The sequence below is a fragment of the Ruegeria sp. BHSC276 genome, assembly GCF_059612945.1.
On the sequence record NZ_JBXWRP010000003.1, the window covers coordinates 521,461 to 546,807 of the forward strand.

Here is a 25,347-nt window from a genome sequence, read left to right on the forward strand (position 1 = left end):
GGTCCTGCCTTTTTGTTATTTTTCGGTCTGCAGCGCAGATTGCGCAGCATCTTGTTCAAGCTGGGCAGTCGATGCAACCCGTGCGGCCAATTTTTCGGCAAAACCCGACCGTGCCAGGGTAAAAGCCAGCTTGATGGCCGCGGACACACCCGTGGCATCAGCGCCCCCGTGCGATTTGACCACTGTCCCGTTCAGCCCCAAGAACACCCCCCCGTTCACGCGCCGCGGGTCGATGCGCTTTTTCAGGCGCTGCAATGACGTGATCGCCAACACCGAGGCCAGCCGGGACAGAGGAGAATAGCTGAACGCCTCTCGCAGAAGGTCGCCGATCAGGCTGGCGGTGCCTTCGCCCGTCTTGATCGCGACATTGCCGGTAAACCCGTCCGTCACAATGACATCGGCCTTGTCGCCGGGGATGTCGCTGCCTTCCACGAAGCCCACGAAATCGAAATTCGCCTGCTCGGCGAAGTCCGTGATCAACGCGTGCGCCTCTTTCAACTCGGCGCGGCCCTTGTGTTCTTCTGTACCGACATTCAGCAACCCGATGCGCGGACGCGCCAGGGCCATGCCGTTGCGGGCATACGAGGCCCCCATCAGCGCGTATTGCAGCAGATCCCGGGCATCGGCCCGCACATCCGCGCCCACGTCCAGCATCACGTTGAACCCCTGCGGATTGCGCGAGGGCCACAGGATCGCGATCGCCGGGCGGTTCACGCCGGGCAGCTTGCGCAGCCGCATCATCGACAGCGCCATCAGCGCGCCGGTATTGCCGCAGGATACGGCGCCGTGCGCCTCTCCGTTGCGCACCGAATCCAGCGCCGACCACATCGAGGTGTTCTTGCCGTTGCGCACGACCTGGCTGGGCTTGTCCTGCATCGTTACGACATCGGGACAATCGCGAAAAACGACGCGCCCTTCCAGGACGCGCCGTTTCGCAACAAGCTTGCGCAAGACGTCTTGGGGGCCGTGCAGCAGAAACCCGATATCGGGGTTCTTCTGCGCTGATTTCGCGATTCCAGCAACCACGACCGCGGGACCGGAGTCCCCGCCCATTGCGTCAACCGAGATGATGATCTTTCCGGTCTGCTCGGGCTGCGCCGTCATGCCAAAACCTGCGGTCAATCAGGCTCAGGCCGCGTCTTCGTCCAGGTCGATTTCGTCGGCCTGCGCCACGACTTCGCGGTCGTCATAGTGGCCGCAGGCTGCACAGACGTGGTGCGGGCGTTTCAGTTCGCCGCAGTTCGGGCATTCGTTCGGGTTTGCAGCAACCAGAGCGTCGTGTGCGCGGCGGTTGTTGCGACGCGACTTGGAAACTTTGTTCTGTTGGACGGCCATGGTCTCAACCTTTGTCTGACTGGGGGCTGCAGATTCGCTGCCAGCCCGGGTTTCATTCTTCGTTTTCTCGTGGTGTGACGCGCGTTTAGGGGACGAGCCCCGCGATGTCCAACCCAAATTCCGATGAGCGCGCGAAAATACTGCGATTCTCGACATGTTCAAGGGGTTTTTCTGACCGAGTGCTATGACAGGAAATCATGGCGCTGTCACTTGTCTTTTTTCAGCGCGTCGCGCAACCCGGCCAGCCCCGCAAAAGGCTTGGCATCGTCATCCGTCATGGCCTGTTTGCCCGGCTCGGTGAAAATTGCGTCATCCAGATGTGCGCCGTCCTTGCGGGGGTATTGCGGCAGCGCCAGCGCCAGCGCTTCGCGCATCACGGCACCGGGGTCGATCTCGGGGCCCAGGGGTTCGGTTTCGTCGTCTTCGGGCATCTCGAATTCGGGTTCGTCCGGCTCGGTCCAGTCCGACAGGAACAGGCGCCGCACGGGCGTTTCGATACGCGTGGTCACAGGGTCCAGCGTGACGACGCAGGGCTGGATTACGGTTGCGCCAAGGTGACCGGTCAGTTCCCAATCGCGTTTGCCGCGGGCCTTTATCTCTCCGACAAAGCTCAGCTTGCGCAGCCCCTGCAGGCCCAGATCCGCCCGGAGGACATCCAGTTCATCCGCTGCCGGGCGCAGATCGAACGGGACGGGGCTGTTCTGCGGCAGGTCCGCGACGCGCAAAGATGTTGCCTTGGCCATAGTGACCCTTTCCTGTGTTGAACCGGGGCATGGGTTTCTGTAATCGGATAGAAGCCGCAAGGGTGCAAGGCAAGAGGGTGAAGATGTCGAAGGTCGCGAACAAGCTGAAACTGGCGTTCGGAACGCTTGCCTGCGTGTCGGTGCTTGCGATGGCCGGATGCAGCCCGGTCTACAAGAACCACGGCTATGTCCCCACGCCCGAGGAACTGGCCGAAATCAAGGTGGGTGTCGATACCCGCGACAGCGTGGTCGAAAAGGTCGGCGCGCCCGGTGCGTCGGGGGTTCTAAAGGATTCGGGGTACTATTACGTCGCCTCGCGTGTCCGCCATTATGGCCCCAAACGCCCCGAAGTGGTCGAGCGGCAGCTGGTCGCCGTCAGCTTTGACCAGCGCGGGGTCGTGCGCAACATCGAACGGTTCGGGCTCGAGGATGGCTATGTCATCGTCCTGGATCGCCGCGTGACCGATTCGAGCGTTCAGGACAGGGGATTCCTGCGTCAGTTGTTGGGTAATATCGGCAGTTTCAATCCGGCAAACATCCCAGGCCAGAGCTGATCGTGCGTCCGGTCCCTCGGTCTGTCATGAGGCGGTTACAGACTTGGTGTTAGTGGCAGGCGGAACCTAGGAAAGTCAGATACCGCGGAGGGTGCGGCCATGGCCACGGATGTCTTGCTGAACAAGGGGAGGTATCGGGCGCGACTGGCCCGCACGCCCGAGGACATCGCCGCCGCGCAAGCGCTGCGTACGCTGGCTTTTCGCACCGCACGGAAAGACCGCGATGCGTTCGACCGGATCTGCACCCATGTGCTGGTCGAGGATCAGCGGGCCGGCGGGCAACTCGTGTGCTGTTTCCGGATGCTGGTCATGGATTGCGGGCACGAGATCGGCCGCAGCTATTCGGCACAATTCTACGATCTGTCGGGCTTGCAGAACTTTCAGGGACGGATGGTCGAGATGGGCCGGTTCGCGGTGCATCCCGACCGGACCGACCCGGATATCCTGCGGGTGGCGTGGGGCGCGATGACCGTGTTTGTGGACCGGTGTGACATCCGGTTGCTGTTTGGTTGTTCGTCATTTGCCGGGACCGACACCGAGGCCTACTTGGATGCTTTCGCAATGCTCAAACATCGCCACCTGGCGCCCAAACGCTGGTTGCCGCGGGTCAAGGCGCCGGACGTGTTCCGCTTTGCCGCGCGGCTGCGGCGCCGGCCCGACGCGCAGAAAGCCATGCGGCGCATGCCGCCGTTGCTGCGCACCTACCTTATGATGGGCGGCTGGGTCAGCGATCATGCGGTTGTGGACCGCCAGCTGAACACGCTGCATGTCTTCACCGGCGTCGAGATCGGTGCGATTCCCGCGGCGCGGAAACGCCTCTTGCGGATGATTGCGGGCTAGGGCGGGGCCGTTTGGAAAAGCTGGCGCTGGGGCGTTGACGCCCGATGCCAGCCGGTTTAGCTGGCGCATATGGCACGTATTCCTTTGCTGCAGATGTCCGGCATCTCGCTGACCTTCGGCGGCGAGCCGGTTTTTTCTGATCTGGACCTGGTGGTTCAGCCCGGTGACCGCGTTGCGCTGGTCGGGCGGAACGGCTCGGGCAAATCCACCCTGATGAAGGTCATGGCCGGTCTTGTCGAGCCGGACCGGGGTGAGATCGTGGTGCCGCCCGGCAAATCCGTGGGCTACATGGAGCAGGACCCTAATATGGAAGGCTTTGCCACGCTGGGCGACTATGCCGCCAGTGGGCTGGAACCAGGCGAGTTGTACAAGGTGGAACGGGCCGGTGAGGGGCTAAAATTCGACCCCTCGCGTGCGGTTCAAACCGCCTCGGGCGGAGAGCGGCGCCGTGCGGCGCTGGCCAAGCTGATGGCCGAGGCCCCCGACCTGATGCTGCTGGACGAGCCGACCAACCATCTGGACATCGAGGCCATCGGTTGGCTGGAGCGCGAACTGGGCGCAACGCGGGCGGCTTTTGTCCTGATCTCGCATGACCGCGCCTTTCTGCGAGCACTGACGCGGGCAACCCTGTGGATCGATCGCGGTGTCGTGCGCCGGCAGGAGCAGGGGTTCGAGGCTTTTGAGGCCTGGCGCGACAAGATCTGGGAGGAAGAAGACCAGCAACGCCACAAGCTGGATCGGCTGATCAAGTCCGAATCCCGCTGGGCGGTTGAAGGGATCAGCGCGCGCCGCAAGCGCAATCAGGGCCGAGTGCGGGCGCTGCAAGCGTTGCGGGCAGAACGCGCGGCGCAAATCAAGCGTCAGGGCTCGGCGGCCATGTCTTTGGAATCCGGTCCGAAATCCGGGCGCAAGGTGATCGAGGCGCGCGGTGTCAGCAAGGCGTTCGACGGCAAACCAATCATACGCAACCTGGACCTTCTGGTACAGCGCGGCGACCGCGTGGCCTTTGTCGGCCCGAACGGAGTTGGCAAGACGACGCTACTGAAATTGCTGCTGGGCGAGGCCGCGCCGGACGAAGGGTCGGTGACTCTGGGCACCAATCTGGAAATCGCGGTCTTCGACCAGACCCGCGCGCAGTTGGACCCCGAGATGACCCTGTGGGACAGCCTGACCGGCGACCCCGAGATGCGCGTCTCGGGCAAGGCCGATCAGGTGATGGTGCGCGGCCAGCCCAAGCATGTGGTGGGCTATCTCAAGGAATTCCTGTTCGACGAGCGGCAGGCCAGAGCGGCCGTCAAATCTCTGTCAGGCGGCGAAAAAGCGCGGTTGCTGCTGGCCAAGCTGATGGCGAAACCGTCGAACCTGCTGGTGCTGGACGAACCGACCAACGACCTGGATGTCGAGACGCTGGACCTGCTGCAGGAGTTGCTGGACGACTATGACGGTACCGTGCTGCTGGTCAGCCACGACCGGGATTTCCTGGATCGTGTGGCGACCACCACCATCGCGATGGAGGGCAACGGCCGCGCGACGGTCTATGCGGGCGGTTGGTCGGACTATATCGCGCAGCGCGGTGATCTGACCGAGAAAAGGCCTGAGAAAACAAAAGAGAACAAGCCGAAAGTCAAGCAGGAAGCCAAGCCGAAAACCGGCCTGTCCTTTTCCGAAAAGCACCGGCTGGAGAAGCTGCCCGCCGAGATCGCGCGGCTGGAAGCCGAGATCGCCAAGCTGGAGGAGCTGATGTCGGACCCCGAGCTGTTCACCCGCGAGCCGGTGAAGTTCCAGAAGGCGACCGAGGCCCTTGTCGAGCGGCAGCAGAAGCTGGCCGCCGCCGAGGAGGAATGGCTGAAACTGGAAGAAAAGGCTGAGGCCGGGGCCTAGCCAGGCTCGACCCAAGGCGCGGGCAGATCGGCGCTGCCCACGCCATGCGGTCATGTCAGCGCATGCGCAGGGCGCCGTCGATGCGGATAACCTCGCCGTTCAGATAGCCCATCTCGACGATGAACCCGGCCAGCCGGCCGTATTCGCGCGGGTCGCCCAGACGGGCGGGGTTGGGCACGTCGGCGGCCAGTTGCTGCTGCACTTCTTCGGGCAGGCCCGCCAGCATCGGCGTCATGAAGATGCCGGGCGCGATGGTCATCACCCGGATCCCGATCGAGGCCAGATCGCGCGCCATCGGCAGTGTCATGCCCACGACACCGCCCTTGGAGGCGGAATAGGCCGCCTGGCCCTTTTGGCCGTCGAAGGCCGCGATCGAGGCGGTGTTGATGATTACGCCGCGCGCGCCATCTGACTCGGGCGCGTTCTTGGCCATTTCGACGGCAGCCAGACGCGACACGTTGAAGGTGCCCACGAGGTTGATGTCGATGGTGCGCTGGAAGGCGTCCAGCGGGTGGGGGCCGTCCCTGCCGACGGTCTTGATGCCATAGGCGATGCCGGCACAGTTCACGCAAGCAGTGATCTTGCCCATCTTTTCCATCGCCAGCGCAATGGCCGCGGCCACCGAGTTCTCGTCGGTCACGTCGGTCTGTGCGAAATGCCCGCCGATTTCGGCCGCGACCTGCGCGCCACGCTCGGCATCGCGGTCGAGGATGGTCACCTGCGCGCCGTTCTCGGCAAAGTAACGGGCGGTGGCCTCTCCGAGGCCCGAGGCGCCGCCGGTGATGACGGCGGCGGTGGTGGACAATTGCATGGCGGGCTCCTCCCCAATGATCTGAACAAGTGTTCAAATATCAGCCTGTATGGGGATCTGTCCAGCGCATCCCGCCGCGGTCGAGGCCCGCCAGCGGGCGCAGGCTGCGCCCCAGCGGTGGCCACCAGCCCCAGGTGCCGCCCAGCCAGCGGGCGCGGGCGCCGGTTCCCAGTTTGAACCGGGCCAGACCGGGCGCATCCTCGGTCGACACCGGGCCAAGATCGAGCCGCTGCAACCCCCGTTTCGCCAGCCAGCGCATTGCCTGCCACAGAATCAGCCGGTGGGCATTCAGCCGCCGCCCACGCGCGGTTGAATAGCCGATGTGATAGGTGGCAACCGAGCCATGGCACAGGAACAGCATAGCCGCCACGGTGTCGCCGTCGGTGGCTAAGAATTCAACGGCCTTGCCGGGATTGGCGCGGGCATAGGCCAGGGTCAGCGGTACCGGCCAGTTGCGATAGCCGCGTGCCCGCTGTTGCGCCTGATCGGCGGTCAGCAGCCATTTGTCCGACCCTTCGCGCAGGATGCGGCGCGTGATGCGCAGCGGGCTGCGCTCGGCCTGAACAAGCGCATTGCGCCATTTCTGATGCAGCCCTGCCCGCAGGTCGCTGCGCAGATCCAACTCGGCAACGCAGGTCGGGGTAACCAGCGGCATCGCGCCCAACATGGTCAGGTCGGGGGCTGGATGGTCGGGCGACACGATCAGCGGCGTGCGGTTCAACCCGGCCTGCCGGATCAGGCCGGGCAGGGTGGCCGGGTCGATCCGCGCGCGCGACAGCATTGCCACGGTCAGGCCGGGAAAAAACTGGCGGCGCAGGACCAGCGTACCGTCCGCCAGCCGCAGCGGGCCCTGCCCGCAGGCGCGCAGGGTCGCCTGCATCTCGGTGCTTTGCATCACGGGGGTGTGCGTGGTCGTCATGCGGGCATTAACCCGGTGGAAACCTAAAGCGGGGTTAATGACAGCATGAAAACGGTTCTCGGACAGACAATCCCATCGCCGCGCGTGACCCGTGCCGCGGCCTTTCTGCTGGCTGCCGCGTTGTCGGTGCCGGTGTTCGTGGTTCTCAGCGTGGCCGACTGGCTGCGGTTTTAACCTAATCCAGCCGGCTGCGCTGCTGCATCGGGGTGACGCCAAAGGCGGCGCGATACACGCGCGAGAAATGGCCAGGGCTTTCAAAGCCGCAGGCAAAGGCCACGTCGGTGACCGAGGATTCGGTCTGCAACAGCAGGTTTCGCGCGCGGTCCAGCCGCAACTCCATGAAGTATTTCTTGGGCGAGGCGTTGAGGTATTTTCCGAACAAACGCTCCAGCTGGCGGGTCGAGATGCCGATCTGTTCGGCGATCAACGCCGGCGAGATCGGGTTGTTGATGCGGTCGGCCATGATCTGGATCGCCTTGGCCAGATGCGCGTTGCGCATGCCGTTGCGCGATTGCAGCGACACACGCTGATCAGCGGTCGCGTTGCGCACAGCGTTATAGACCATCTGGTCGGCGACCGCGATCGACAGGTCCTGCCCGTGGTCGCGCTCGATCAGGTGCAGCATCAGGTCGGCCGTCGCGGTGCCGCCCGAGGCGGTCATATGCTTTTCATCGGCCACGAAGACGCTGCGCACCAGGTTCACGTCAGGGAAAGCCTCCATGAAGGCGTCGTGATATTCCCAATGGATCGCCGCCTGCATCCCGTTCAGGAACCCGGCCTCGGCGAGCAGCCACGCGCCCGAACACAGCGCCCCGATGGCCGTACCGCGCGCCCGTTCGCGGCGCAGTGCGGCCAGCAATGAGCGGCTGACGTGATCGCGCATGTGAATGCCCGACAAAACGAAGATCTGGTCGCATTTCGGCAGGTTCGCCAGCCCGCCATGCACCAGTGTCACGGACCCGTTCGAACACACCGCCTGCGTGCCGTCCTCCGAGGCGAAGGACCAGCGGTACAGCTCCTCGCCGCTGACCCAGTTGGCGATGCGCAGCGGCTCGACCGCGCAGGAGAAGGCCAAGTGCGAGAACTCGGGAACGAGGATGAAACAGAAGTGTTGCGGGCGGGTCATGCGCTCAGTCTACCACGGGCGGTCAGGCTGATTGTGTACAAGGTGCATTTTATCGGGCAAGAGCAGGGGCGACATCCTGGGTGTCGCGATTCGACCGAAGCGAAGGTTGTGGATGAAAGACGACACGAAAAGCCGCAAGGCGGCGCTGGCCGCGCATCTGAAGGCGGCGGTCATGACGCTGAAACTGCGCCCCGGCGATGACCTGGACGAGGCGCAGCTGTCCGAGGCGTTCGGCCTGTCGCGCACACCGCTGCGCGAAGTGTTCCGGCATCTGGCCGGGCTGGGCTATCTTGAACTGCGTGAAAACCGGGGCGCGCGGGTGTCCCAGATGTCTTATGCCACGCTGCGCGACTTCTTCCTGGTGGCGCCGATGATCTATGGCGCGGTGCTGCGGCTGGCGGCGCAGAACGCCACGGGCGACCAGATCGACCGGTTGAAGGCGGCGCAGGCGGCGTTTCGGGCAACCCTGCGGACGGGCTCGGCCGAAGATCGCGCGTTGGCCAACAACCAGTTCCATGAGATCACCGGTGAGATGGCGGCGAATGTCTACCTGCTGCCGTCGTTTCAGCGGCTGCTGATCGACCATGCGCGCATCGGCATGACCTTCTACCGCCCGGATCAGGCCGGGATGGGTGAAAGCCTCGATCTGGCCTGCGACCAGCATGACGCCATCATCTCCGCGATCGAGGCGCGCGACGAGGCGGCGGCGGGGCAGCTGGCGGCCGATCACTGGGCGCTGTCGCGCGACCAGATCGAGCTGTTCGTGACGCCCGCCGGTCTGGACCTGCCGCTGGGCTCGGTCGAGCGCGGATAAAAAAACGGCCGCGCTGAGGCGGCCGTCGTGTTTGGGGTCAGACGGGTTAGCCCAACTGCACCAGCGCGTGCCGTTTCTTGCCCGCGCTCAGTTTGATGGGCGAGGACAGGGCCGCCGCGTCGATCATCAGCCCCGCATCGGTCAGCGGTGCGTCGTCCAGACGGGCGCCGTTTTCGGAAATCAGGCGCTTGGCCTCCTTGCCCGATTTCGCCAGGCCAGACTTCACGATCAGCTGCACAACCGAGATGCCATCGCCCAGATCTTCGGCGGTCAGGGTCAGGGTGGGCAGGTCGCCGCCCACGCCGCCCTTTTCGAACACTTCGCGCGCGGTGGCCTCGGCCTTGGCCGCGGCCTCGGAACCGTGCAGCAGGGTCGTGACTTCGTTGGCCAGACGGATCTTGGCCTCGTTGATCTCGGACCCTTGCAGCGCGCCCATGCGGTCGCATTCGTCTACGGGAAGCTCGGTGAAGATCTTCAGGAAACGGCCCACGTCGGCGTCGGTGGTGTTGCGCCAGAACTGCCAGAACTCGTAAGGCGACAGCATGTCGCCGTTCAGCCAGATGGCGCCGCCCTGGCTTTTGCCCATCTTGCGCCCATCGCTGGTGGTCAGCAGGGGCGTGGTCAGGCCATAGATCTCGTGATCCAGCACGCGGCGGGTCAGGTCGATGCCGTTGACGATATTGCCCCACTGGTCCGATCCGCCCATCTGCAGGATGCAGCCATATCGGCGGTTCAGTTCCAGAAAGTCATAGGCTTGCAGGATCATGTAGTTGAACTCGAGGAACGACAGGGATTGTTCCCGGTCCAGCCGCGATTTCACCGATTCAAAGGACAGCATCCGGTTGACCGAGAAATGCCGCCCGATGTCCCGCAGGAAATCGAGATAGTTCAGGTCGTCCAGCCATTCGGCATTGTTCAGCATCAGCGCGCCGGTGTCGCTGTCGTCATAGGACAGGTACTTGTCGAACACCTTCTGCATACCGGCGATGTTGGCGTCGATCTGCTCGGGGCCCAGCAGGGGGCGCTCGTCCGAGCGGAAAGACGGATCGCCCACCTTGGTGGTGCCGCCCCCCATCAGGGTGATCGGCTTGTGCCCCAGCTTCTGAAACCAGCGCAGAACCATGATGTTCATCAGGTGCCCGACATGCAGGGACTGGGCGGTGGCGTCATACCCGATATAGGCTGTCTGCACCCCGCTTGTCAGAGCATCGTCAAGGCCCTGATAATCGGTGCAATCGGCCAGAAAGCCGCGCTCGATCATCGTGGCGATGAAATCCGATTTGGGGTGATACGTCATGTCTTGCCTCGGGGTTGAATTGCGGGGCACGTTATAGGCGGCGAACGAGGGAAGGAAAAGGCCATGAATAAGGCCCGAGGCAAAGTTGGGGCAGTGCGGGCACTGGGGGCCATGTCGGGCACCTCGCTCGATGGGGTCGACGCGGCGGTGGTGGAAACCGACGGGCGGCAGATCCTGCGGTTCGGCGACAGTGCCTACCGGCCCTATAGCGAGGACGAGCGCAAGCTGCTGCGCGCCGCGCTGGGAAAATGGAGCGGCCCCGAGGTGCACGCCGCCGAAGATCTGGTGACCCGCGCCCATGCCGAGCTGCTGTCGGAATTCGAGGACGTGGAGCTGATCGGCTTTCACGGCCAGACCCTTGCGCATGAGCCGCGCGGCAAGGGCACGTTGCAGGTGGGCGATGGCGAGGGGCTGGCGGTCGCGCTGGGTGTGCCCGTGGTCTGGGATTTCCGCAGCGATGACGTGGCCATGGGTGGCGAGGGCGCGCCGCTGGCGCCGTTCTTCCACTTTGCCTGCGCAAAATATGTCGGGGCGACGGCGCCCTTGTGCTTTCTGAACCTGGGCGGCGTCGGCAACCTGACCTATGTGGACCCGTCCTTTGACGGACCCGAGGCGCCCGGTGCGTTGCTGGCCTTTGACACCGGCCCGGCCAATGCGCCGATCGACGATCTGGTACAGGCGCGTCTGGGCCTGCCGATGGACCGCGACGGCGCGCTGGCCCGGCAGGGCACGGTCGAGACCGGAGCACTGGAGCTGTTTCTGGCCGAGCCCTATTTCAACCGTCTGCCGCCCAAATCGCTGGATCGCAACGATTTCGCCGAAATGATCGGTCTGGTAAAGGAATTGAGCGACGCTGACGCAGTCGCCACCCTGACGGGCATGAGCGCCGCCGGGGTGGTGCAGGGGATGGAGCATTGTCCCAAACCGCCCGCGCGGGTGCTGGTCACCGGCGGTGGGCGCAAGAACCCGGTTTTGATGGAGATGCTGCGCGTGGCGCTGGACTGCCCGGTCGATCCGGTCGAGGCCGTAGGTCTGGATGGCGACATGCTCGAGGCGCAGGCCTTTGCCTATCTGGCGGTGCGGGTGGCGCGGGGGATGCCGACCTCTTGTCCCGGCACCACCGGGGTCAAGGCGTTGGTCGGCGGGGGAACGGTCAGCCGGGTGTCGCAGGGCGCACCGCGCTGAAACGCGGCGAAAAATGATCCTGCCAAGGCACCCGGGCGTAATCCTAGCAGTGGCCACAACAACGCCGGAGATGAAGATGATCGGTTCCCTTGTGAAAAATGCGGTCGGTTGTGCTGTTGCGTTCATGCTCGCAGTGCCTGCCATGGCCGAAGTGCAGGTTGAGTTCGTCGAGGGAGCGCCAAAGGACCGTTTCGTTCTTCGCAATGCCAGCGATTGCAACCTGTCTGCTGCAACTGTGCGTCTGGATTTGTCTTCGTCACAGGGCGGGTTGATCTTTGATGTCACCGGCTCGGGGGCAGGGGTTGAAGTGTTTCAGCCTTTTGAGATGGTTGCGGGGTCCGAGTATCTGAACGGTTTGCCTCAGGTTCAGGACGGACAGTCGATGGTCGATCTGGACATCCGGGCCATGCCGCCCGGTGCAGAAATCGCGTTTACGATCGACGTAGATGACACAGGTGGCGGACGCGAGATCACCGTGTCGGGGGCCGAGATCCAGGGCGCGACGGTCTCTCTGGAAGGCGCACAGAACCCCCAGCGTGGTGTCTTTTCGTCGGCGGCCCGCGCGGCTATACCGTTCGGGACCTGCTGAGCGGCGGTGAAACTGCAGATGGAACCGGCATGACCAAGACCCTGACACGTATCGCATTTCTGGTTCTTGTAATGGGTGGCGGCATACTGATCGGCACTCTGACAGGGCCGGGTGAGTGGTATGCGAATCTGAACAAACCGGTCTTCAACCCGCCGGGATGGGTATTCGGCCCGGTCTGGACGGTTCTTTACGTGTTGATCGCAATGGCAGGTTGGCGGCAGTTCGAACGCGACCGAAGTTCGCCCGCGATGCGCCTGTGGTGGGCGCAGTTGGGCCTGAACTTTCTGTGGTCGCCCACATTCTTCGTGCTGCATCAGCCGTGGCTGGCATTGTTAGTGATTCTTGCGCTTCTGGTGGTGATTGTGCTGTTCATCGCGCGCGTCCGCCCGGTGGATCGCGTTTCGGCCTGGGCGTTCGTGCCCTATCTGGCATGGGTGGCATTCGCCACCATACTGAATCTATCGATCGCGGTCCTGAACTGACGCCGGCGGTGGTCAGAGCATCCACTCGACCGGCAGCCACCTGACGACGGCGGCAAGGCCGCGCTGGAACCGAGAGGTGTTCGGGTCAGTCTCAAAGGTCGTGGTCGTTCCGTCGTTGGTCTGCTGAATCCAGACCAGGCCGCCGTCATCGGCCATTTCGACGCGATAGGCGAATTCCGGCTTGTCCAGTTGCCGGGCCAGATCTGCAGCGACCGCGGGGCTCTCGATCAGCAGCCCCATCTCGGTGTTCAGCCGGGCCGAACGTGGATCAAGATTGTATGAGCCGATAAAGATCCGTTTGCCATCCGAGCCAAACACCTTTGCATGCAGGCCCGAGGCAGAGCCTGCAAGAATCTCGGGCAGGCTGCGTGCCTTATGCTCGGCGCGCAACGCGCGCAGCTCCAGCAACTGAACCCCGCTTGCCAGCAGGTCGTCGCGATAGGCCATGTAAGCGGCATGAACCGGCATCACATCGGTCGCATCCATTGAGTTGGTCAGGACCCGGACTTTGACCCCAGACGACGCCAACCGTTCGAGCAACTCGGCCCCGCGGGGACCGGGAATGAAATAGGCCGAGACCAGATCGAGCGACGTCTCGGAGCTTTCGGCAAAGGCTATCAGACGCTCGACCATGAGGTTCTCGTCCTCCACCTGTCCAAGTCCCTTTGCCGGGTCATCGACAAAAAGTTCGATAGCGCTCCACTCGAACGGCAGATCGCGGTCGGCGATGCGGTCGGCCAGTTCATTGTCGCGGATCGCCTTTTGGTATCCGGCCCCGGCAGCGGTCTGACGCGCGGCCTCGGCCAATGCCTTCAGGCTTGGATCGGTCGCTGCAGGCAGGAACAACGCGGCATCATAGGCCGAGCCGCTGTTCCAGTAGGCATCGAACGACGCTGCAACCTCGTCCACGATAGGACCGATCGCGATGGTATCGACATCCAGATAGTGCGTTCCGGCCCCATAGTCGAAATAGATGTCGCCGATGTTTCGGCCCCCGACAATCGTGGCCACGCCGTCCACTGTCATGGATTTGTTATGCATGCGGCGGTTCAACCGGCCGAAATCGAACACATAGGATAGCAGCTTGGGGTTGCGCAGAGTGAACGGGTTGAAGATGCGCACATGGGCCGTGGGCATGGCATCCAGTTCCGCCAGAAGCGTGTCCAGCCCCGAGATGCCATTGTCATCGACCAGGAGGCGCACGCGCACGCCCCGTTCCGCCGCCGCACGCAATTCGTCCAGCAGCATCAGGCCGGTCACGTCATCCTGCCAGATATAGTATTGGGCATCGATGGACGAGACCGCCTCACGCGCGAGAATGGCGCGGGCGGCGAATGCGGTGTGCCCCTGACCGAGGGGGCGGACGCCATCCAGTCCGGGATTGCGCTGAATCGCCGGCTCGATGGCTTGGCCCAGCGGACCCGTCCAATCCGCGGGTTGGCTGTATGTCTGCTCCGAGAAATTGGTTTCGGGCAGCGGAAAGGCCAACCGCAGCCCAAACACACCCAGGCCGAGGATCACGGCCACGGTCACCAAAGTCTTGATCAGCCGCATCGCGCCCTCATCTTTGCCCAATCATTCACAAGCGAACCTTGCCGCATTGGGCAGGGCAAGTTCAAGCGTGGTTCAGCAGGGGCCGGAGGTTTAGCCCCTGGGAATGTCGAACTCCGGAGGCGCCAATTCGAACCCGTCGAACTGGAAACCCGGTGAAACGGTACAGCTGACCAGCGTGTAGTCCCCGGTACTGCGGGCGGCCTGCCAATGCCCGGCGGGTACGATGACCTGCGGGGCACCCTCGCTCAGGTCAGGGGATAGCATGTGATCGTTTGCCGGTCCGGTGTCGCTTTCGCTGATCGACAGGATCAGCGGCGCGCCGGCGTGAAACAGCCAGATCTCGGTCGCATCGACCCGGTGCCAGTGGCTGGCCTCGCCCTGTTTCAGCAAGAAATAGATGCAGGTCGCGGTCGGGCGGCCGGTGTTGTCCGCGCGCCAAGTCTCGGCATACCAACCGCCTTCGGGGTGGGGCTGCAACTGCAGGTGGTCGATAATCTGGTCGGCGGTCATGGCGGGCCTTTCACGGCGATGGGATTTGGTGCTGGCAATACTGCGCACAGATCATATGTTTGCGCCATGACCCTGACGATCCCCTTCGACAATTCCTATGCCCGGCTGCCCGGCGCCTTTTATGCGCGCCAGTCGCCTGAGCCCGTGCGCGCGCCGCGGCTGGTGGCTTTCAATGACGATCTGGCGCAGGTGCTGGGCATCTCGCCCGGTGACGCGCAGGACATGGCCCAGGTGTTTGCGGGCAATACCCTGCCGGACGGGGCCGAGCCGCTGGCGCAGCTGTATTCCGGCCACCAGTTCGGCAACTACAACCCGCAGCTGGGCGACGGGCGCGCGGTGCTGCTGGGCGAGGTGGTGGGGACGGACGGGATCCGCCGAGACATTCAGCTCAAGGGCTCGGGGCGCACGCCGTTCTCGCGGCAGGGCGACGGGCGGGCCTGGCTGGGGCCGGTTCTGCGCGAATATGTCGTGTCCGAGGCGATGCACGCGCTGGGCATTCCCACCACGCGTGCCTTGGCGGCGGTGGAAACCGGCGAGGTCGTGCTGCGCGAGGGCCCGATGCCCGGCGCGGTGCTGACCCGCGTGGCGCAAAGCCATCTGCGGGTGGGCACGTTCCAGGTATTCGCCGCACGCGGCCAGATCGCCGACCTGCAGCGGCTGACCGACTATACCATCGCGCGCCACTACCCGGACGCCGTCGGGCCGATGGGCCTACTGCGCGCCGTGCGTGACGCGCAGGCCGCGCTGATCGCGCAATGGATGGCGGTGGGCTTCATCCACGGGGTGATGAACACCGACAACTGCGCCATCTCGGGCGAAACCATCGACTATGGCCCCTGCGCTTTTATGGACAGCTATCATCCGAGTACCGTCTACAGTTCGATCGACCGGATGGGGCGCTATGCCTATTCCAACCAGCCCGAGATCGCGGTGTGGAACCTTGCACAGCTGGCGACGGCGCTGATCCAGCAGATCGAGGACAAGCAGGCCGCCGTGGAAGAGGCGACCGAGATCGTACATGCCATGCCCGAATTGATGCAGCAGCACTGGCTGAGGCGGTTCCGGGCCAAGATCGGCCTGACCACCGAGGAGGACGGCGACCTTGCACTGATCTCGGACCTGCTGACGCGGATGGCGCAGAACCAGGCCGATTTCACCAATACCTTCCGCGCGCTGGGCAGCGATGCGGCACGGGACCAGTTTGCCGATCCGGCGGCTTTTGACAGCTGGGCCGAGGGGTGGCGCGCGCGGCTGACGCGCGAGGCTGACCCGGTTGCAGTGATGCACGCGGCGAACCCCGCCTTCATCCCGCGCAACCACCGGGTCGAGCAGATGATCGAGGCCGCCGTTCAGGGCGACTATGCCCTGTTTCACCGGCTGACCGCTGTGCTGGCCCAACCCTATGACGACCAGCCTAACGCCGCCGACCTGAGGCACCCGCCCACGCAGGACGAGGTGGTGCATGCCACCTTTTGCGGCACCTGAGCGGGTTTCGGCATCTGTGCTGAACTATCGGCTTGCGTCCGGGCGCGATCCTGCGAATCCTGACGGGGTACAACCGTAGAAAACCGATGACCACTTTGCCCAAGCTGCGCCTTGCCAGCTACAACATCCAGAAATGCGTTGGACTGGACCTGCGACGCCAGCCGCAGCGTATCCTGCAGGTGCTGGATCGGCTGAGCGCCGATATCGTGGTGCTGCAAGAGGCTGACAAACGCCTGCCGCCGCGCCCGGCGGCGCTGCCGCATTTCATGTTGGACGAGGCGGGGTGGAAGATCGTTGATCTGGGCGGTGCGGGCAGCCTCGGCTGGCATGGCAACGCCGTGATCTGGCGGGGCGACCACATTCAGGTGCGCCGCGCCGCGCATCACGATCTGCCGGGGCTCGAACCGCGCGGGGCTGTCCGGGTCGAGTTCGATACGCATATCGGCCCACTGCGGGTTATGGGGATGCATCTGGGGCTGTTCTCGGCGTGGCGCCGCCAGCAGATCATTCACTTGCGGCAGGACGGCCGCGCGCTGGACCGGATGCCCACCGTCTGGGCGGGGGATTTCAACGAATGGTCGCGCCAGCCGATCCTTGACCGCCTTGCCCCCGACATGCGGTTCCTGCCGCCTGTGCCCAGCTTTCCCGCCGCGCAGCCTCTGGGTGCGCTGGACCGGATCGCGCTGGGCGGCGGGCTCGAGGCACTGGCCCACGGTGTGCACGGGGAGCGGCCCGCGCATATCGCCTCGGACCACCTGCCGGTCTGGGCCGATCTGCGCCTGGCCGGTTGAGTCGGCAAGGGTGCAAAACACGGTGGCGAAACCCGTGCGGACAGACTAAGACAGAGACCCGAACGGATTCTGAGGGGTGCCATGCCGGACACGATCATCGCGCGTTGCGAAGCCAAAGGCCTGCGCATGACCGGCCAGCGCCGGACCATCGCGACCGTGCTGGAACAAAGCGACGACCATCCGGATGTCGAGGAGCTTTACGCCCGCGCATCGGCGCTGGATGCGGGCATCTCGATCGCGACCGTCTATCGCACCGTCAAACTGTTCGAAGAGGCCGGAATTCTCGAGCGGCTGGAATTCGGCGACGGGCGCGCGCGCTATGAGGACGCCGAGCGCGACCACCACGATCACCTGATCGATATGAACTCGGGCGAGGTGATCGAGTTCGTGGACCCCGAGATCGAAGCTCTGCAGGAAAAGATTGCCGCCAAGTTGGGCTACCGTCTGAAAGGGCACCGGCTGGAATTATACGGCGTGCCGCTGGACAAGGACTGATCCGGCACCGACCCATCACGAAACGCGAACGGCCGGCTCAAATCAATTCATCATTCGTGGTCAGGTTGCGGGTTGCCAGACCGAGGCAATCGGGATTTCCTGCGCCGGTCGGGCAAGACGGGCCCGCCGGACGGAGACGCGCGCATGAACAACGTACAGGGCATTCTGCTGATCATCGGGGCGATGGCCGCCTTCACGCTTGAGGACATGTTTATCAAGCACCTGTCGACTTCCGTGCCGACCGGGCAGGTCATGCTGGTTCTGGGCCTGTTCTGCGGGCTGGCCTTTGCCCTGATGGCGGTGGTCACGCGCAAGCGGATCTTTGACCGGGCCGCCTGGCAGCCCTTGCCCCTGATCCGCGCGGGCACCGAGGCCGTCGGCGCGCTCAGCTTCGTGACCGCCTTGTCGCTGGTCGATCTGTCCACGGTCGCCGCCGTGTTCCAGGCAATGCCCTTGGCGGTGACTATGGGGGCCGCGCTGTTTCTGGGCGAACACGTTGGCTGGCGGCGGTGGAGCGCGATTGGCGTCGGATTCGCCGGGGTGCTTATGGTAATCCGCCCCGGTCTGGACGGGTTCCGCCCCGAGGCTCTGTTCGTGGTGGCGACGGTGATCGCCATCGCCGCGCGCGATCTGATCACCCGGCGGCTGGACGCGCGGGTGGCCTCGGCCGTGGTGGCGTTGCAGGCCTATGTTGCGGTGGCGCTGGCGGGTGGCGTTCTGATGCTGATGGCGGGCCAGCCGTTGGTGCCGCTTCAGGCCGGGCAGGTCGGCCCCTATATCGGCGCGGTGGGCTTTGGCGTGCTGGGCTATTTCGGCATCGTCACGGCGATGCGCGTGGGCGAGGCCTCGGCCCTGACCCCGTTCCGCTATACGCGTCTGCTGTTCTCGATCCTGGCCGGGATGTGGATGTTCGGCGAACGACCGGACCTGATGACCATGATCGGCGCGTCGCTGATCATCGGGTCGGGCATGTACACGTTCATCCGCGAACGGCGCATTGCGCGGGCCATGGCTCCGGCGGTCTGCTGACCTGTTGGCGCAAACACGCTGCTGTTGGCGCTAAAGGCCGGAGAATATGCGTGTTAGCGATAACGGACCCGGTTTACTTTTCCCCGCGTGCTGGTATGAGGCATGCAACCGAACGCATTTTCAGGGACCGGTATCATGAGCACCATCATCGACATCCACGCACGCGAAATCCTGGACAGCCGGGGCAACCCCACCGTCGAGGTGGACGTGGTTCTGGAAGACGGCACCATGGGCCGGGCAGCCGTGCCCTCGGGCGCGTCGACCGGCGCCTATGAGGCGGTTGAGAAGCGCGATGGCGACAAGTCCAGGTACATGGGCAAGGGCGTGCTCGAAGCCGTGGCCGCCGTGAATGGCGAGATCGCCGAAGAATTGGTGGGCTTTGACGCGACCGAGCAGGTGGCGATCGACGCTGCGATGATCGAGCTGGACGGCACCCCCAACAAGGGCCGTCTGGGCGCGAACGCCATTCTGGGCGTCTCGTTGGCCGTGGCCAAGGCGGCGGCGGACTTCACCACCCAGCCGCTCTATCGCTATGTGGGTGGCACCTCGGCGCGGGTTCTGCCGGTGCCGATGATGAACATCATCAATGGCGGCGAACACGCCGACAACCCGATCGACATCCAGGAATTCATGATCATGCCCGTGGCCGCCAGCAACATCCGCGAGGCGGTGCGCATGGGTTCGGAAGTGTTCCACACCCTGAAAAAGGAACTGTCGGCGGCTGGGCTGGCCACCGGTGTCGGCGACGAGGGCGGATTTGCCCCGAACATCGCTTCGACCCGCGAAGCGCTGGATTTCATCCTCAAGTCGATCGAGAAGGCGGGCTACAAGCCGGGGGACGAGATCTATCTGGCGCTCGATTGCGCGGCCACCGAGTATTACAAGGATGGCAAATACGTCCTGTCGGGCGAGGGCAAGACTCTGAGCAGCGACGAGAACGTGGCCTATCTGGCCGCGCTGGTGAACGACTATCCGATCATCTCGATCGAGGACGGCATGTCCGAGGATGACTGGGACGGCTGGAAGGCGCTGACCGACGAGTTGGGCGGCAAGGTGCAGCTGGTGGGTGACGACCTGTTCGTGACCAACCCCGCGCGTCTGGCTGAGGGGATCGAGAAGGGCTGCGCCAACTCGATGCTGGTCAAGGTGAACCAGATCGGTTCGCTGACCGAAACGCTGCGCGCCGTGGATATGGCCCACCGCGCCCGCTATACCAACGTGATGTCACACCGCTCGGGCGAGACCGAGGACGCCACCATCGCCGATCTGGCCGTGGCGACCAACTGCGGTCAGATCAAGACCGGCTCGCTGGCGCGGTCGGACCGGCTGGCCAAGTACAACCAGCTGATCCGCATCGAGGAAACGCTGGGCGAGGTCGCGGAATACGCGGGGCGCTCGATCCTTCGCAAGTAAGCCACAAGCTGCTAGTTTGATCCCCACATTGGCCGGGGGTCCCTAATGCTCAGCATCATTGAACCTAAAACGCCGGACCAGTTTGATGCTGTCCGGCGTTTGTGTTGGGACTATCACGCCTTTCTACTGACACTGGACGAACGGTCGCGGCAGGTCGTCAACACGTTCTATCCGCCCGAGAAATATGCCTCCGTTCTGGCGGCCATCGAGGTCGAGCATATGCCGCCCAACGGTGGGACCCGGCTGGCGATGCTGGATGGGCAGGCGGTGGGCTGCGGGATGTTCCAGACAATCGGGCCGGGTATCGCTGAGATCAAGCGCGTATTCGTGACCGAGGCTGCTCGGGGTACTGGCGCGGGGTGTGCGATCATGCAGGAACTGATTGCCCAGTGCCGCAAGGACGGGTTCGAGATGATCCGGATGGACACCGGAAAACCGCTGAAGGCGGCGACTCGGCTGTACCTGTCCTTGGGGTTCAAGCTACGCGATGCCTATTCCGACATTCCCGAAATCGCCCGAGGGCAATTGTTGTTCTTTGAAATGTCGCTGCGGGGCGATACCGCCGAAGCCTAGGGAATTGCAGTGGAATTGCCCAAAACCTCAGTTTTGGAGGGTCGGAATTGCGAAAAAAGCAAACATAAATGTGATTATGTGTGAACTTTTACCTACGCGCACCGCAGCGACGGGCGTAGTCTGACGGTACAGCAGAAAGGAGAACGTGATGTCTGCTTCAAGAATCCTTCTCGTGATTTCGATGCTTTCCGTCGGTGTTCTGGCGGCCTGTGCGGGGCCTGGCACCTACCCGATCACCGGTGAACCGGTGTCGCAGAATGATCCGGTGCAAGAGATGTACTATAGCCCCAGCCTGATCTTCCGCGGTGAGTCGCGCTAGAGCGTCTTGCTCATCAGCATGTAGCGGTCGCGCGGTTTGAAGCCGGTTCGAAGGTACAGTTTCTGCGCGGCCTCGTTGGTTCGATCCACCTCAAGGTGCAGGGCCGTCAGGCCGGCCCCGGCCAGTGCCTTGGGCAGGGCTTGAAGAACTTCGGTAGCGATGCCGCGGCCGCGAATGGCGGGGCGGATGTAGATTTCGTCCACGAACCCGTCCATGCCCCCGAACTCGACCGACCAGCCGAAGGTCAGGATGACATAGCCCAGCGGTGCGCGCGCGGGGCCGATCAGGTAGATGCAGCCGTGCGGGATGCCCTCGAGCAGCGGCGCAAGGGCCGCGCGGCGCTGGTCGGGGTCCTGTTCGATCCCTGCCTCGGCGTGAAAGGCGGCGACCAGACCCATCAGCCGATCAAGGTCGTCGGGGCGGGCAAGGCGCAGGGCGGCGCTCATAGCCGCGCCAGCCGTTCGGTGAGCAGGGCAAAGAACCCGTCGGCATCCACGTCGCCGATGAACAGCGCGTTGGGCTTTCGGTCGGTGACGCCCCACCAGTCGGCGACGGTCATGCCGAGGGTGAGTTCCGACTGGGTTTCGATTTCCACGTTCACATGGCGGCCCGAGAACAGGTCGGGCCGGATCAGGTAGGCGGTCACGCAGGGGTCATGCAGGGGGGCGCCCTCGCTTCCGTATTTTTCCTTGTCGAAGCGTTCGAAGAAATCGGTCATCTCGGCCACCGCGATGCCGACCTTGGTACCGAGGGCGCGGAAGGCGTCGTTGCGCTGTTTGGTGACCAGCGCTTTGTGCGTGACATCCAGCGGCATGACCACGATATCGACGCCGGATTTGAACACGATGTCAGCGGCTTCGGGATCGACATAAATGTTGAATTCAGCGGCCGGGGTGATGTTGCCGACCTCGAAATAGGCACCACCCATCAGCACGATCTGCTGCACCCGCTCGATGATGTCGGGGGCTTTCTGAAAGGCCGTGGCGATGTTGGTCAGCGGCCCCAGCGGGCAGAGGGTGACGGTGCCGGGCGGGTGGCGGCGCAGGGTGTGGATGATGAAATCGACCGCGTTGCCCTGGGCCAGTTCCATCTTGGGGTCGGGCAGGTCGGGGCCGTCGAGGCCGGTCTTGCCGTGCACATGCTCGGCGGTGACCAGCTTGCGTTTCAAAGGCGCGTCGCAGCCCGCATAGACCGGCACGTCGGTTCGGTCCGCCAGTTCGCAGACGATGCGGGCGTTCCTGGCGGTCAGCTCCAGCGGCACGTTGCCCGCGACGGCGGTAATGCCCAGCACCTCGATCTCTTCGGGGCTGGCCAAGGCCAGCAGGATGGCGACGGCGTCGTCCTGTCCGGGGTCGGTGTCGATGATGATTTTGCGGGCGGTCATGGGGTCTCCGGGGGGGGATGGTGAGGGCGGACACTGGCAAGCGCGGCTGGGCTTGTCCAGCGGTTTCAGGCGTCGCTTGCGGCCTTTACCGGCGGGAGTTTGCCGTTCGCGCGGTGCTCTTCGGCCTTCACCTCGTCCCACAGGGCGTCCATCTCCTCGAGCGTGCTCTGTTCGGGCGTCTTGCCGCGTTCGGCGAGGCGTTCCTCGATCTTGTTGAAGCGCCGGGTGAACTTGGCGTTGGTGCGGCGCAGGGCGGCCTCGGGCTCGACGCCCAGATGGCGGCCGAGATTGACGATCACGAAGAGCAGGTCGCCGAATTCGTCCTCGAGCGCGTCGGCGTCCATCTGGTCGCGCGCCTCTGCCAGTTCGGCGGCCTCTTCGGTGATCTTGTCCAGCACATGGCCCGCATGGGGCCAGTCGAAGCCCACCCGCGCGGCGCGTTTCTGCAGCTTGTAGGCGCGCAGCAGGGCGGGCAGGTTGGCGGCGACGCCGTCCAGCGCGCCCTTTTGTTCCTTTCCGGCGCGCTCGGCGGCCTTGATCGCCTCCCAGTCGCGGGTCTGCTGTTCGGCGGACTTGTCGCGGGATTCGTCGCCGAAGACATGCGGGTGGCGGGCCACCATCTTGTCGGACATGGTACGCACCACGTCCTGAAAGGTGAAATGCCCGGCCTCTTCGGCCATCTGGGCGTGAAAGACCGACTGGAACAGCAGGTCGCCCAGCTCGCCCCTGAGCTCGTCCCAGGCCTGGCGTTCGATGGCGTCGGCGACCTCATAGGCCTCTTCGATCGTGTAGGGGGCGATGGTGGCGAAATCCTGCTCGATATCCCACGGGCAGCCGGTTTCCGGGTCGCGCAGGCGGCGCATGATCTCCAGCAGGCGCTCGATTCCGGCGTCAGTATCGTGGATCAGTGGATTTTCAGCCATTGCGAAGCCCCTTGTTCCGGTGTCAGATGCATCCATCCCGCAGCTTGGATCAGGAGTCCACCCCCGATGCCCGTCGTGAACCGAATTGCCGACTATGCCGCCGACATGGCCGAATGGCGCCGACACCTGCATACGATCCCGGAACTGGAATTCGATTGCCACCAGACCGCCGCCTTCGTGGCCGAGCGGCTGCGCGAGTTCGGCGTGGACGAGTTGCACGAAGGGATCGCGCAGACAGGGATCGTGGCGATCATCAACGGGCAGGGCGATGGCCCCACGATCGGGTTGCGCGCCGACATGGATGCGCTGCCGATCGAGGAGCAGACCGGGGTGGCATATGCCTCGAAGAATCCCGGCAAGATGCATGCCTGCGGGCATGACGGGCACACCACAATGCTGCTGGGCGCGGCGCGGTACCTGGCCGAGACGCGGAATTTCCGGGGCCGCGTGGCTTTGCTGTTCCAACCCGCCGAAGAAGAGGGAGGCGGCGCCGATATCATGGTCAAAGAGGGCGTGATGGACCGGTTCGACATCGCCGAGGTCTATGCGCTGCACAATGCGCCGGGCTTTGCCGAGGGCGCATTCTATACCACGCCCGGGCCGATCATGGCGGCGGTCGATACGTTCGACATCCACATTCAGGGCGTGGGTGGCCACGGTGCCATGCCACACGACACGCGCGACCCGGTCATGGCCGCCTGCGGAATCGCGCAGGCAATCCAGACCATCGTCAGCCGCAACCACTATGCGCTGGACGATCTGGTGATCTCGGTCACCCAGATCCACACCGGGACCGTGAACAACGTGATCCCCGACACCGCCTATCTGAACGGCACCGTCCGGACCTTCGATCCGGCGGTGCAGAAGATGGTGATGACCCGTCTTGAAGAAATCGTGCAGGGGCAGGCGGCATCCTATGGGGTCACGGCGACGCTGGATTACGTCGTGGGCTATCCGGCCACGGTCAACGATGCGGACAAGACCGGTTTCGCCGCCGAGGTGGCGCGCGAAGTGGCAGGCGCCGATCGGGTGATCGCAAATTCGGGCCGCGAGATGGGGGCCGAGGATTTCTCGTACATGCTGCAGGAGCGCCCGGGCGCCTATCTGTTCCTGGGGCAGGGCGACGGGCCGGGGCTGCATCACCCCAAGTACAATTTCAACGACGAGATCGCACCGGTGGGTGCCTCGTTTTTTGCGCGCATCGTCGAAAAGGCGCAGCCGTTGACCTGACGGTCCGGTCGATATCAGGGAGGATACGGGCCAAAATGGCATTGGAAGACGCGAAAAATCAGGTCGATGAGGCCTTTACCAACCCCGACCTGAAGGGGTTGAGCTATGAAAACACCTTTGGCGGGGCCACGTCCTTTCTGCGGCGGCTGTACACCAAGGATCTGACCGGCGCCGATATCGCAGTGACCGGCGTGCCGTTCGATCAGGCGGTGACCAACCGCCCCGGCACCCGTCTGGGCCCGCGCGCGATCCGCGAGGCCAGCGCCCTGCAATCGCCCGATGCGCCCTATGGTTGGCCTTTCGATGCGCTCAGCGAGCTGGCGATCATCGACTATGGCGACATGGCCTATGACTATGCCAACATTCCCGCCTTTCCCAACACGTTGACCGACCATATCCGCACCATTCTGGCGGCGGATGTGGCCTCGGTCACGCTGGGGGGCGACCACTATATCAGTTTTCCGATCCTCAAGGCCTATGCCGAGAAATACGGTCCGATGTCGCTGTTGCAGTTCGACGCCCATACCGACACCTGGGCCGATGACGACATGAGCCGGGTGGACCACGGCACCATGTTCTACAAGGCGGTGAAGTCGGGGATCGTGGACCCGAAACGCTCGGTCCAGGTGGGGATCCGCACCACCAACGAGGACACGCTGGGCGTCAACATCATCGACGCGCGCGAGGTCTATGAATCCGGACCAGCCGCCGTGGCGCAGAAGATCAAGGGTATCCTGGGCGACAGCCCGGTCTATCTGAGCTTTGACATCGACGGATTGGACCCGGCCTTTGCGCCTGGCACCGGCACCCCGGTCTGGGGTGGGCTCAGTTCGATCCAGGCGCAGATCATCCTGCGCGACATCGCCGGGATCAACATCAAGGGGGGCGACGTGGTCGAGGTGTCTCCGCCGTTTGACACGTCCGGCGCCACAGCGATCGCGGGGGCGCATGTGGCGACCCAGATCGTGTGCCTGCTGGGATGGAACAAACTGGCGAAAGACGGGCGGCTTTAACCATTGGTTAGCCATGGTTTTGCTATGGCCGGTATAAGGTGAACCAACGGGA

At 64.1% G+C, this 25,347-nt stretch carries 28 protein-coding genes; 16 read left to right on the forward strand and 12 right to left on the reverse strand.

The genetic code is table 11. The annotated features are described in order from the left end of the window. Positions 1–15: 15 nt before the first annotated feature. The 3 genes from plsX to AC2FMD_RS06265 all read right to left on the reverse strand — a co-directional run bounded on the left by plsX (position 16) and on the right by AC2FMD_RS06265 (position 2,078). Complete coding sequence (gene plsX, locus AC2FMD_RS06255; RefSeq protein ID WP_496711814.1) at positions 16–1,104, reverse strand: phosphate acyltransferase PlsX; 1,089 nt, start codon at positions 1,102–1,104, stop codon at positions 16–18. A 24-nt stretch (positions 1,105–1,128) separates the two neighbouring features. Next, positions 1,129–1,335: a 50S ribosomal protein L32 gene (gene rpmF, locus AC2FMD_RS06260; RefSeq protein WP_068331762.1), complete on the reverse strand. Its 207-nt coding sequence runs from the start codon at positions 1,333–1,335 to the stop codon at positions 1,129–1,131. 206 nt (positions 1,336–1,541) lie between these two features. After that, positions 1,542–2,078, reverse strand: coding sequence for a YceD family protein (locus AC2FMD_RS06265; RefSeq protein WP_496682272.1), 537 nt, complete (start codon positions 2,076–2,078; stop codon positions 1,542–1,544). Between the two features lie 83 nt (positions 2,079–2,161). Between AC2FMD_RS06265 and AC2FMD_RS06270 the strand changes: the two genes are divergently transcribed. The 3 genes from AC2FMD_RS06270 to AC2FMD_RS06280 all read left to right on the forward strand — a co-directional run bounded on the left by AC2FMD_RS06270 (position 2,162) and on the right by AC2FMD_RS06280 (position 5,353). Beyond that, positions 2,162–2,632 carry an outer membrane protein assembly factor BamE gene (locus AC2FMD_RS06270; RefSeq protein ID WP_496682273.1) on the forward strand — a complete coding sequence of 157 codons (471 nt, stop codon included), beginning with the start codon at positions 2,162–2,164 and terminating at the stop codon, positions 2,630–2,632. 99 nt (positions 2,633–2,731) lie between these two features. Continuing rightward, positions 2,732–3,472 carry a GNAT family N-acetyltransferase gene (locus AC2FMD_RS06275; RefSeq protein ID WP_496794806.1) on the forward strand — a complete coding sequence of 247 codons (741 nt, stop codon included), beginning with the start codon at positions 2,732–2,734 and terminating at the stop codon, positions 3,470–3,472. A gap of 69 nt (positions 3,473–3,541) precedes the next feature. Next, positions 3,542–5,353, forward strand: a complete 1,812-nt coding sequence (locus tag AC2FMD_RS06280; RefSeq protein WP_496794807.1) for an ABC-F family ATP-binding cassette domain-containing protein — start codon at positions 3,542–3,544, stop codon at positions 5,351–5,353. Between the two features lie 55 nt (positions 5,354–5,408). On the opposite strand, the gene AC2FMD_RS06285 is transcribed toward AC2FMD_RS06280, so the two are convergent. From AC2FMD_RS06285 to AC2FMD_RS06295, 3 genes are all read right to left on the reverse strand, one after another. Then, the gene (locus AC2FMD_RS06285; protein WP_496740713.1) at positions 5,409–6,164 is read right to left on the reverse strand and encodes a 3-hydroxyacyl-CoA dehydrogenase; all 756 of its coding nucleotides are present in this window, start codon (positions 6,162–6,164) and stop codon (positions 5,409–5,411) included. A 40-nt stretch (positions 6,165–6,204) separates the two neighbouring features. Continuing rightward, the gene (locus tag AC2FMD_RS06290) at positions 6,205–7,083 is read right to left on the reverse strand and encodes a GNAT family N-acetyltransferase (RefSeq protein WP_496740711.1); all 879 of its coding nucleotides are present in this window, start codon (positions 7,081–7,083) and stop codon (positions 6,205–6,207) included. Positions 7,084–7,258: 175 nt separating this feature from the next. Further along, positions 7,259–8,209, reverse strand: a complete 951-nt coding sequence (locus AC2FMD_RS06295; protein ID WP_496740707.1) for a GlxA family transcriptional regulator — start codon at positions 8,207–8,209, stop codon at positions 7,259–7,261. 112 nt (positions 8,210–8,321) lie between these two features. Here AC2FMD_RS06295 and AC2FMD_RS06300 point away from each other — a divergent pair, with 112 nt between their 5' ends. Further along, the gene (locus tag AC2FMD_RS06300) at positions 8,322–9,023 is read left to right on the forward strand and encodes a GntR family transcriptional regulator (RefSeq protein WP_496794808.1); all 702 of its coding nucleotides are present in this window, start codon (positions 8,322–8,324) and stop codon (positions 9,021–9,023) included. 46 nt (positions 9,024–9,069) lie between these two features. On the opposite strand, the gene tyrS is transcribed toward AC2FMD_RS06300, so the two are convergent. After that, positions 9,070–10,320 carry a tyrosine--tRNA ligase gene (gene tyrS / locus AC2FMD_RS06305; RefSeq protein WP_496682290.1) on the reverse strand — a complete coding sequence of 417 codons (1,251 nt, stop codon included), beginning with the start codon at positions 10,318–10,320 and terminating at the stop codon, positions 9,070–9,072. Between the two features lie 63 nt (positions 10,321–10,383). On the opposite strand from tyrS, the gene AC2FMD_RS06310 reads away from it, so the two are divergent. From AC2FMD_RS06310 to AC2FMD_RS06320, 3 genes are all read left to right on the forward strand, one after another. Then, positions 10,384–11,505, forward strand: coding sequence for an anhydro-N-acetylmuramic acid kinase (locus AC2FMD_RS06310; protein WP_496794809.1), 1,122 nt, complete (start codon positions 10,384–10,386; stop codon positions 11,503–11,505). A 124-nt stretch (positions 11,506–11,629) separates the two neighbouring features. Next, positions 11,630–12,094: an aggregation factor core gene (locus AC2FMD_RS06315; protein ID WP_496740699.1), complete on the forward strand. Its 465-nt coding sequence runs from the start codon at positions 11,630–11,632 to the stop codon at positions 12,092–12,094. Between the two features lie 29 nt (positions 12,095–12,123). Further along, a complete protein-coding gene (locus tag AC2FMD_RS06320) occupies positions 12,124–12,576 on the forward strand; it encodes a TspO/MBR family protein (protein ID WP_496682297.1) in 453 nt (150 codons plus the stop codon). 12 nt (positions 12,577–12,588) lie between these two features. Here the strand turns inward: AC2FMD_RS06320 and AC2FMD_RS06325 are convergent, their stop codons facing one another. Continuing rightward, positions 12,589–14,130: a phospholipase D family protein gene (locus tag AC2FMD_RS06325; RefSeq protein ID WP_496682299.1), complete on the reverse strand. Its 1,542-nt coding sequence runs from the start codon at positions 14,128–14,130 to the stop codon at positions 12,589–12,591. Between the two features lie 90 nt (positions 14,131–14,220). Then, positions 14,221–14,640: a cupin domain-containing protein gene (locus AC2FMD_RS06330; RefSeq protein WP_496740697.1), complete on the reverse strand. Its 420-nt coding sequence runs from the start codon at positions 14,638–14,640 to the stop codon at positions 14,221–14,223. A 66-nt stretch (positions 14,641–14,706) separates the two neighbouring features. Between AC2FMD_RS06330 and AC2FMD_RS06335 the strand changes: the two genes are divergently transcribed. The 7 genes from AC2FMD_RS06335 to AC2FMD_RS06365 all read left to right on the forward strand — a co-directional run bounded on the left by AC2FMD_RS06335 (position 14,707) and on the right by AC2FMD_RS06365 (position 20,745). Then, a complete protein-coding gene (locus AC2FMD_RS06335; protein WP_496794810.1) occupies positions 14,707–16,125 on the forward strand; it encodes a protein adenylyltransferase SelO in 1,419 nt (472 codons plus the stop codon). Positions 16,126–16,211: 86 nt separating this feature from the next. Next, complete coding sequence (locus tag AC2FMD_RS06340) at positions 16,212–16,916, forward strand: endonuclease/exonuclease/phosphatase family protein (protein WP_496682305.1); 705 nt, start codon at positions 16,212–16,214, stop codon at positions 16,914–16,916. Positions 16,917–16,997: 81 nt separating this feature from the next. Continuing rightward, positions 16,998–17,411 carry a Fur family transcriptional regulator gene (locus AC2FMD_RS06345; protein ID WP_005982689.1) on the forward strand — a complete coding sequence of 138 codons (414 nt, stop codon included), beginning with the start codon at positions 16,998–17,000 and terminating at the stop codon, positions 17,409–17,411. Between the two features lie 144 nt (positions 17,412–17,555). Beyond that, positions 17,556–18,440, forward strand: a complete 885-nt coding sequence (locus AC2FMD_RS06350) for a DMT family transporter (RefSeq protein ID WP_496794811.1) — start codon at positions 17,556–17,558, stop codon at positions 18,438–18,440. Positions 18,441–18,575: 135 nt separating this feature from the next. After that, positions 18,576–19,853 carry a phosphopyruvate hydratase gene (gene eno / locus AC2FMD_RS06355; RefSeq protein WP_496682309.1) on the forward strand — a complete coding sequence of 426 codons (1,278 nt, stop codon included), beginning with the start codon at positions 18,576–18,578 and terminating at the stop codon, positions 19,851–19,853. 45 nt (positions 19,854–19,898) lie between these two features. Next, the gene (locus AC2FMD_RS06360) at positions 19,899–20,426 is read left to right on the forward strand and encodes a GNAT family N-acetyltransferase (RefSeq protein ID WP_496740689.1); all 528 of its coding nucleotides are present in this window, start codon (positions 19,899–19,901) and stop codon (positions 20,424–20,426) included. A 148-nt stretch (positions 20,427–20,574) separates the two neighbouring features. Beyond that, positions 20,575–20,745, forward strand: a complete 171-nt coding sequence (locus AC2FMD_RS06365) for a hypothetical protein (RefSeq protein WP_490361548.1) — start codon at positions 20,575–20,577, stop codon at positions 20,743–20,745. Here AC2FMD_RS06365 and AC2FMD_RS06370 read toward each other — a convergent pair. From AC2FMD_RS06370 to mazG, 3 genes are all read right to left on the reverse strand, one after another. Further along, the gene (locus AC2FMD_RS06370; RefSeq protein WP_496682311.1) at positions 20,742–21,191 is read right to left on the reverse strand and encodes a GNAT family N-acetyltransferase; all 450 of its coding nucleotides are present in this window, start codon (positions 21,189–21,191) and stop codon (positions 20,742–20,744) included. The two genes, AC2FMD_RS06365 and AC2FMD_RS06370, sit on opposite strands and share 4 nt — an antisense overlap. After that, a complete protein-coding gene (locus AC2FMD_RS06375) occupies positions 21,188–22,129 on the reverse strand; it encodes a nucleoside hydrolase (protein ID WP_496740687.1) in 942 nt (313 codons plus the stop codon). Before AC2FMD_RS06375 ends, AC2FMD_RS06370 begins: the two co-directional genes overlap by 4 nt. Before the next feature lie 65 nt (positions 22,130–22,194). After that, on the reverse strand, positions 22,195–23,052 hold the full coding sequence (gene mazG, locus AC2FMD_RS06380; RefSeq protein WP_496740686.1) for a nucleoside triphosphate pyrophosphohydrolase: 858 nt from the start codon (positions 23,050–23,052) through the stop codon (positions 22,195–22,197). A 66-nt stretch (positions 23,053–23,118) separates the two neighbouring features. Between mazG and AC2FMD_RS06385 the strand changes: the two genes are divergently transcribed. After that, positions 23,119–24,282, forward strand: a complete 1,164-nt coding sequence (locus AC2FMD_RS06385; RefSeq protein ID WP_496686325.1) for a M20 aminoacylase family protein — start codon at positions 23,119–23,121, stop codon at positions 24,280–24,282. Between the two features lie 35 nt (positions 24,283–24,317). Next, entirely contained in the window at positions 24,318–25,295 is a 978-nt protein-coding gene (speB, locus tag AC2FMD_RS06390; RefSeq protein WP_496682319.1) for an agmatinase, read from the forward strand. Positions 25,296–25,347 lie beyond the last annotated feature (52 nt).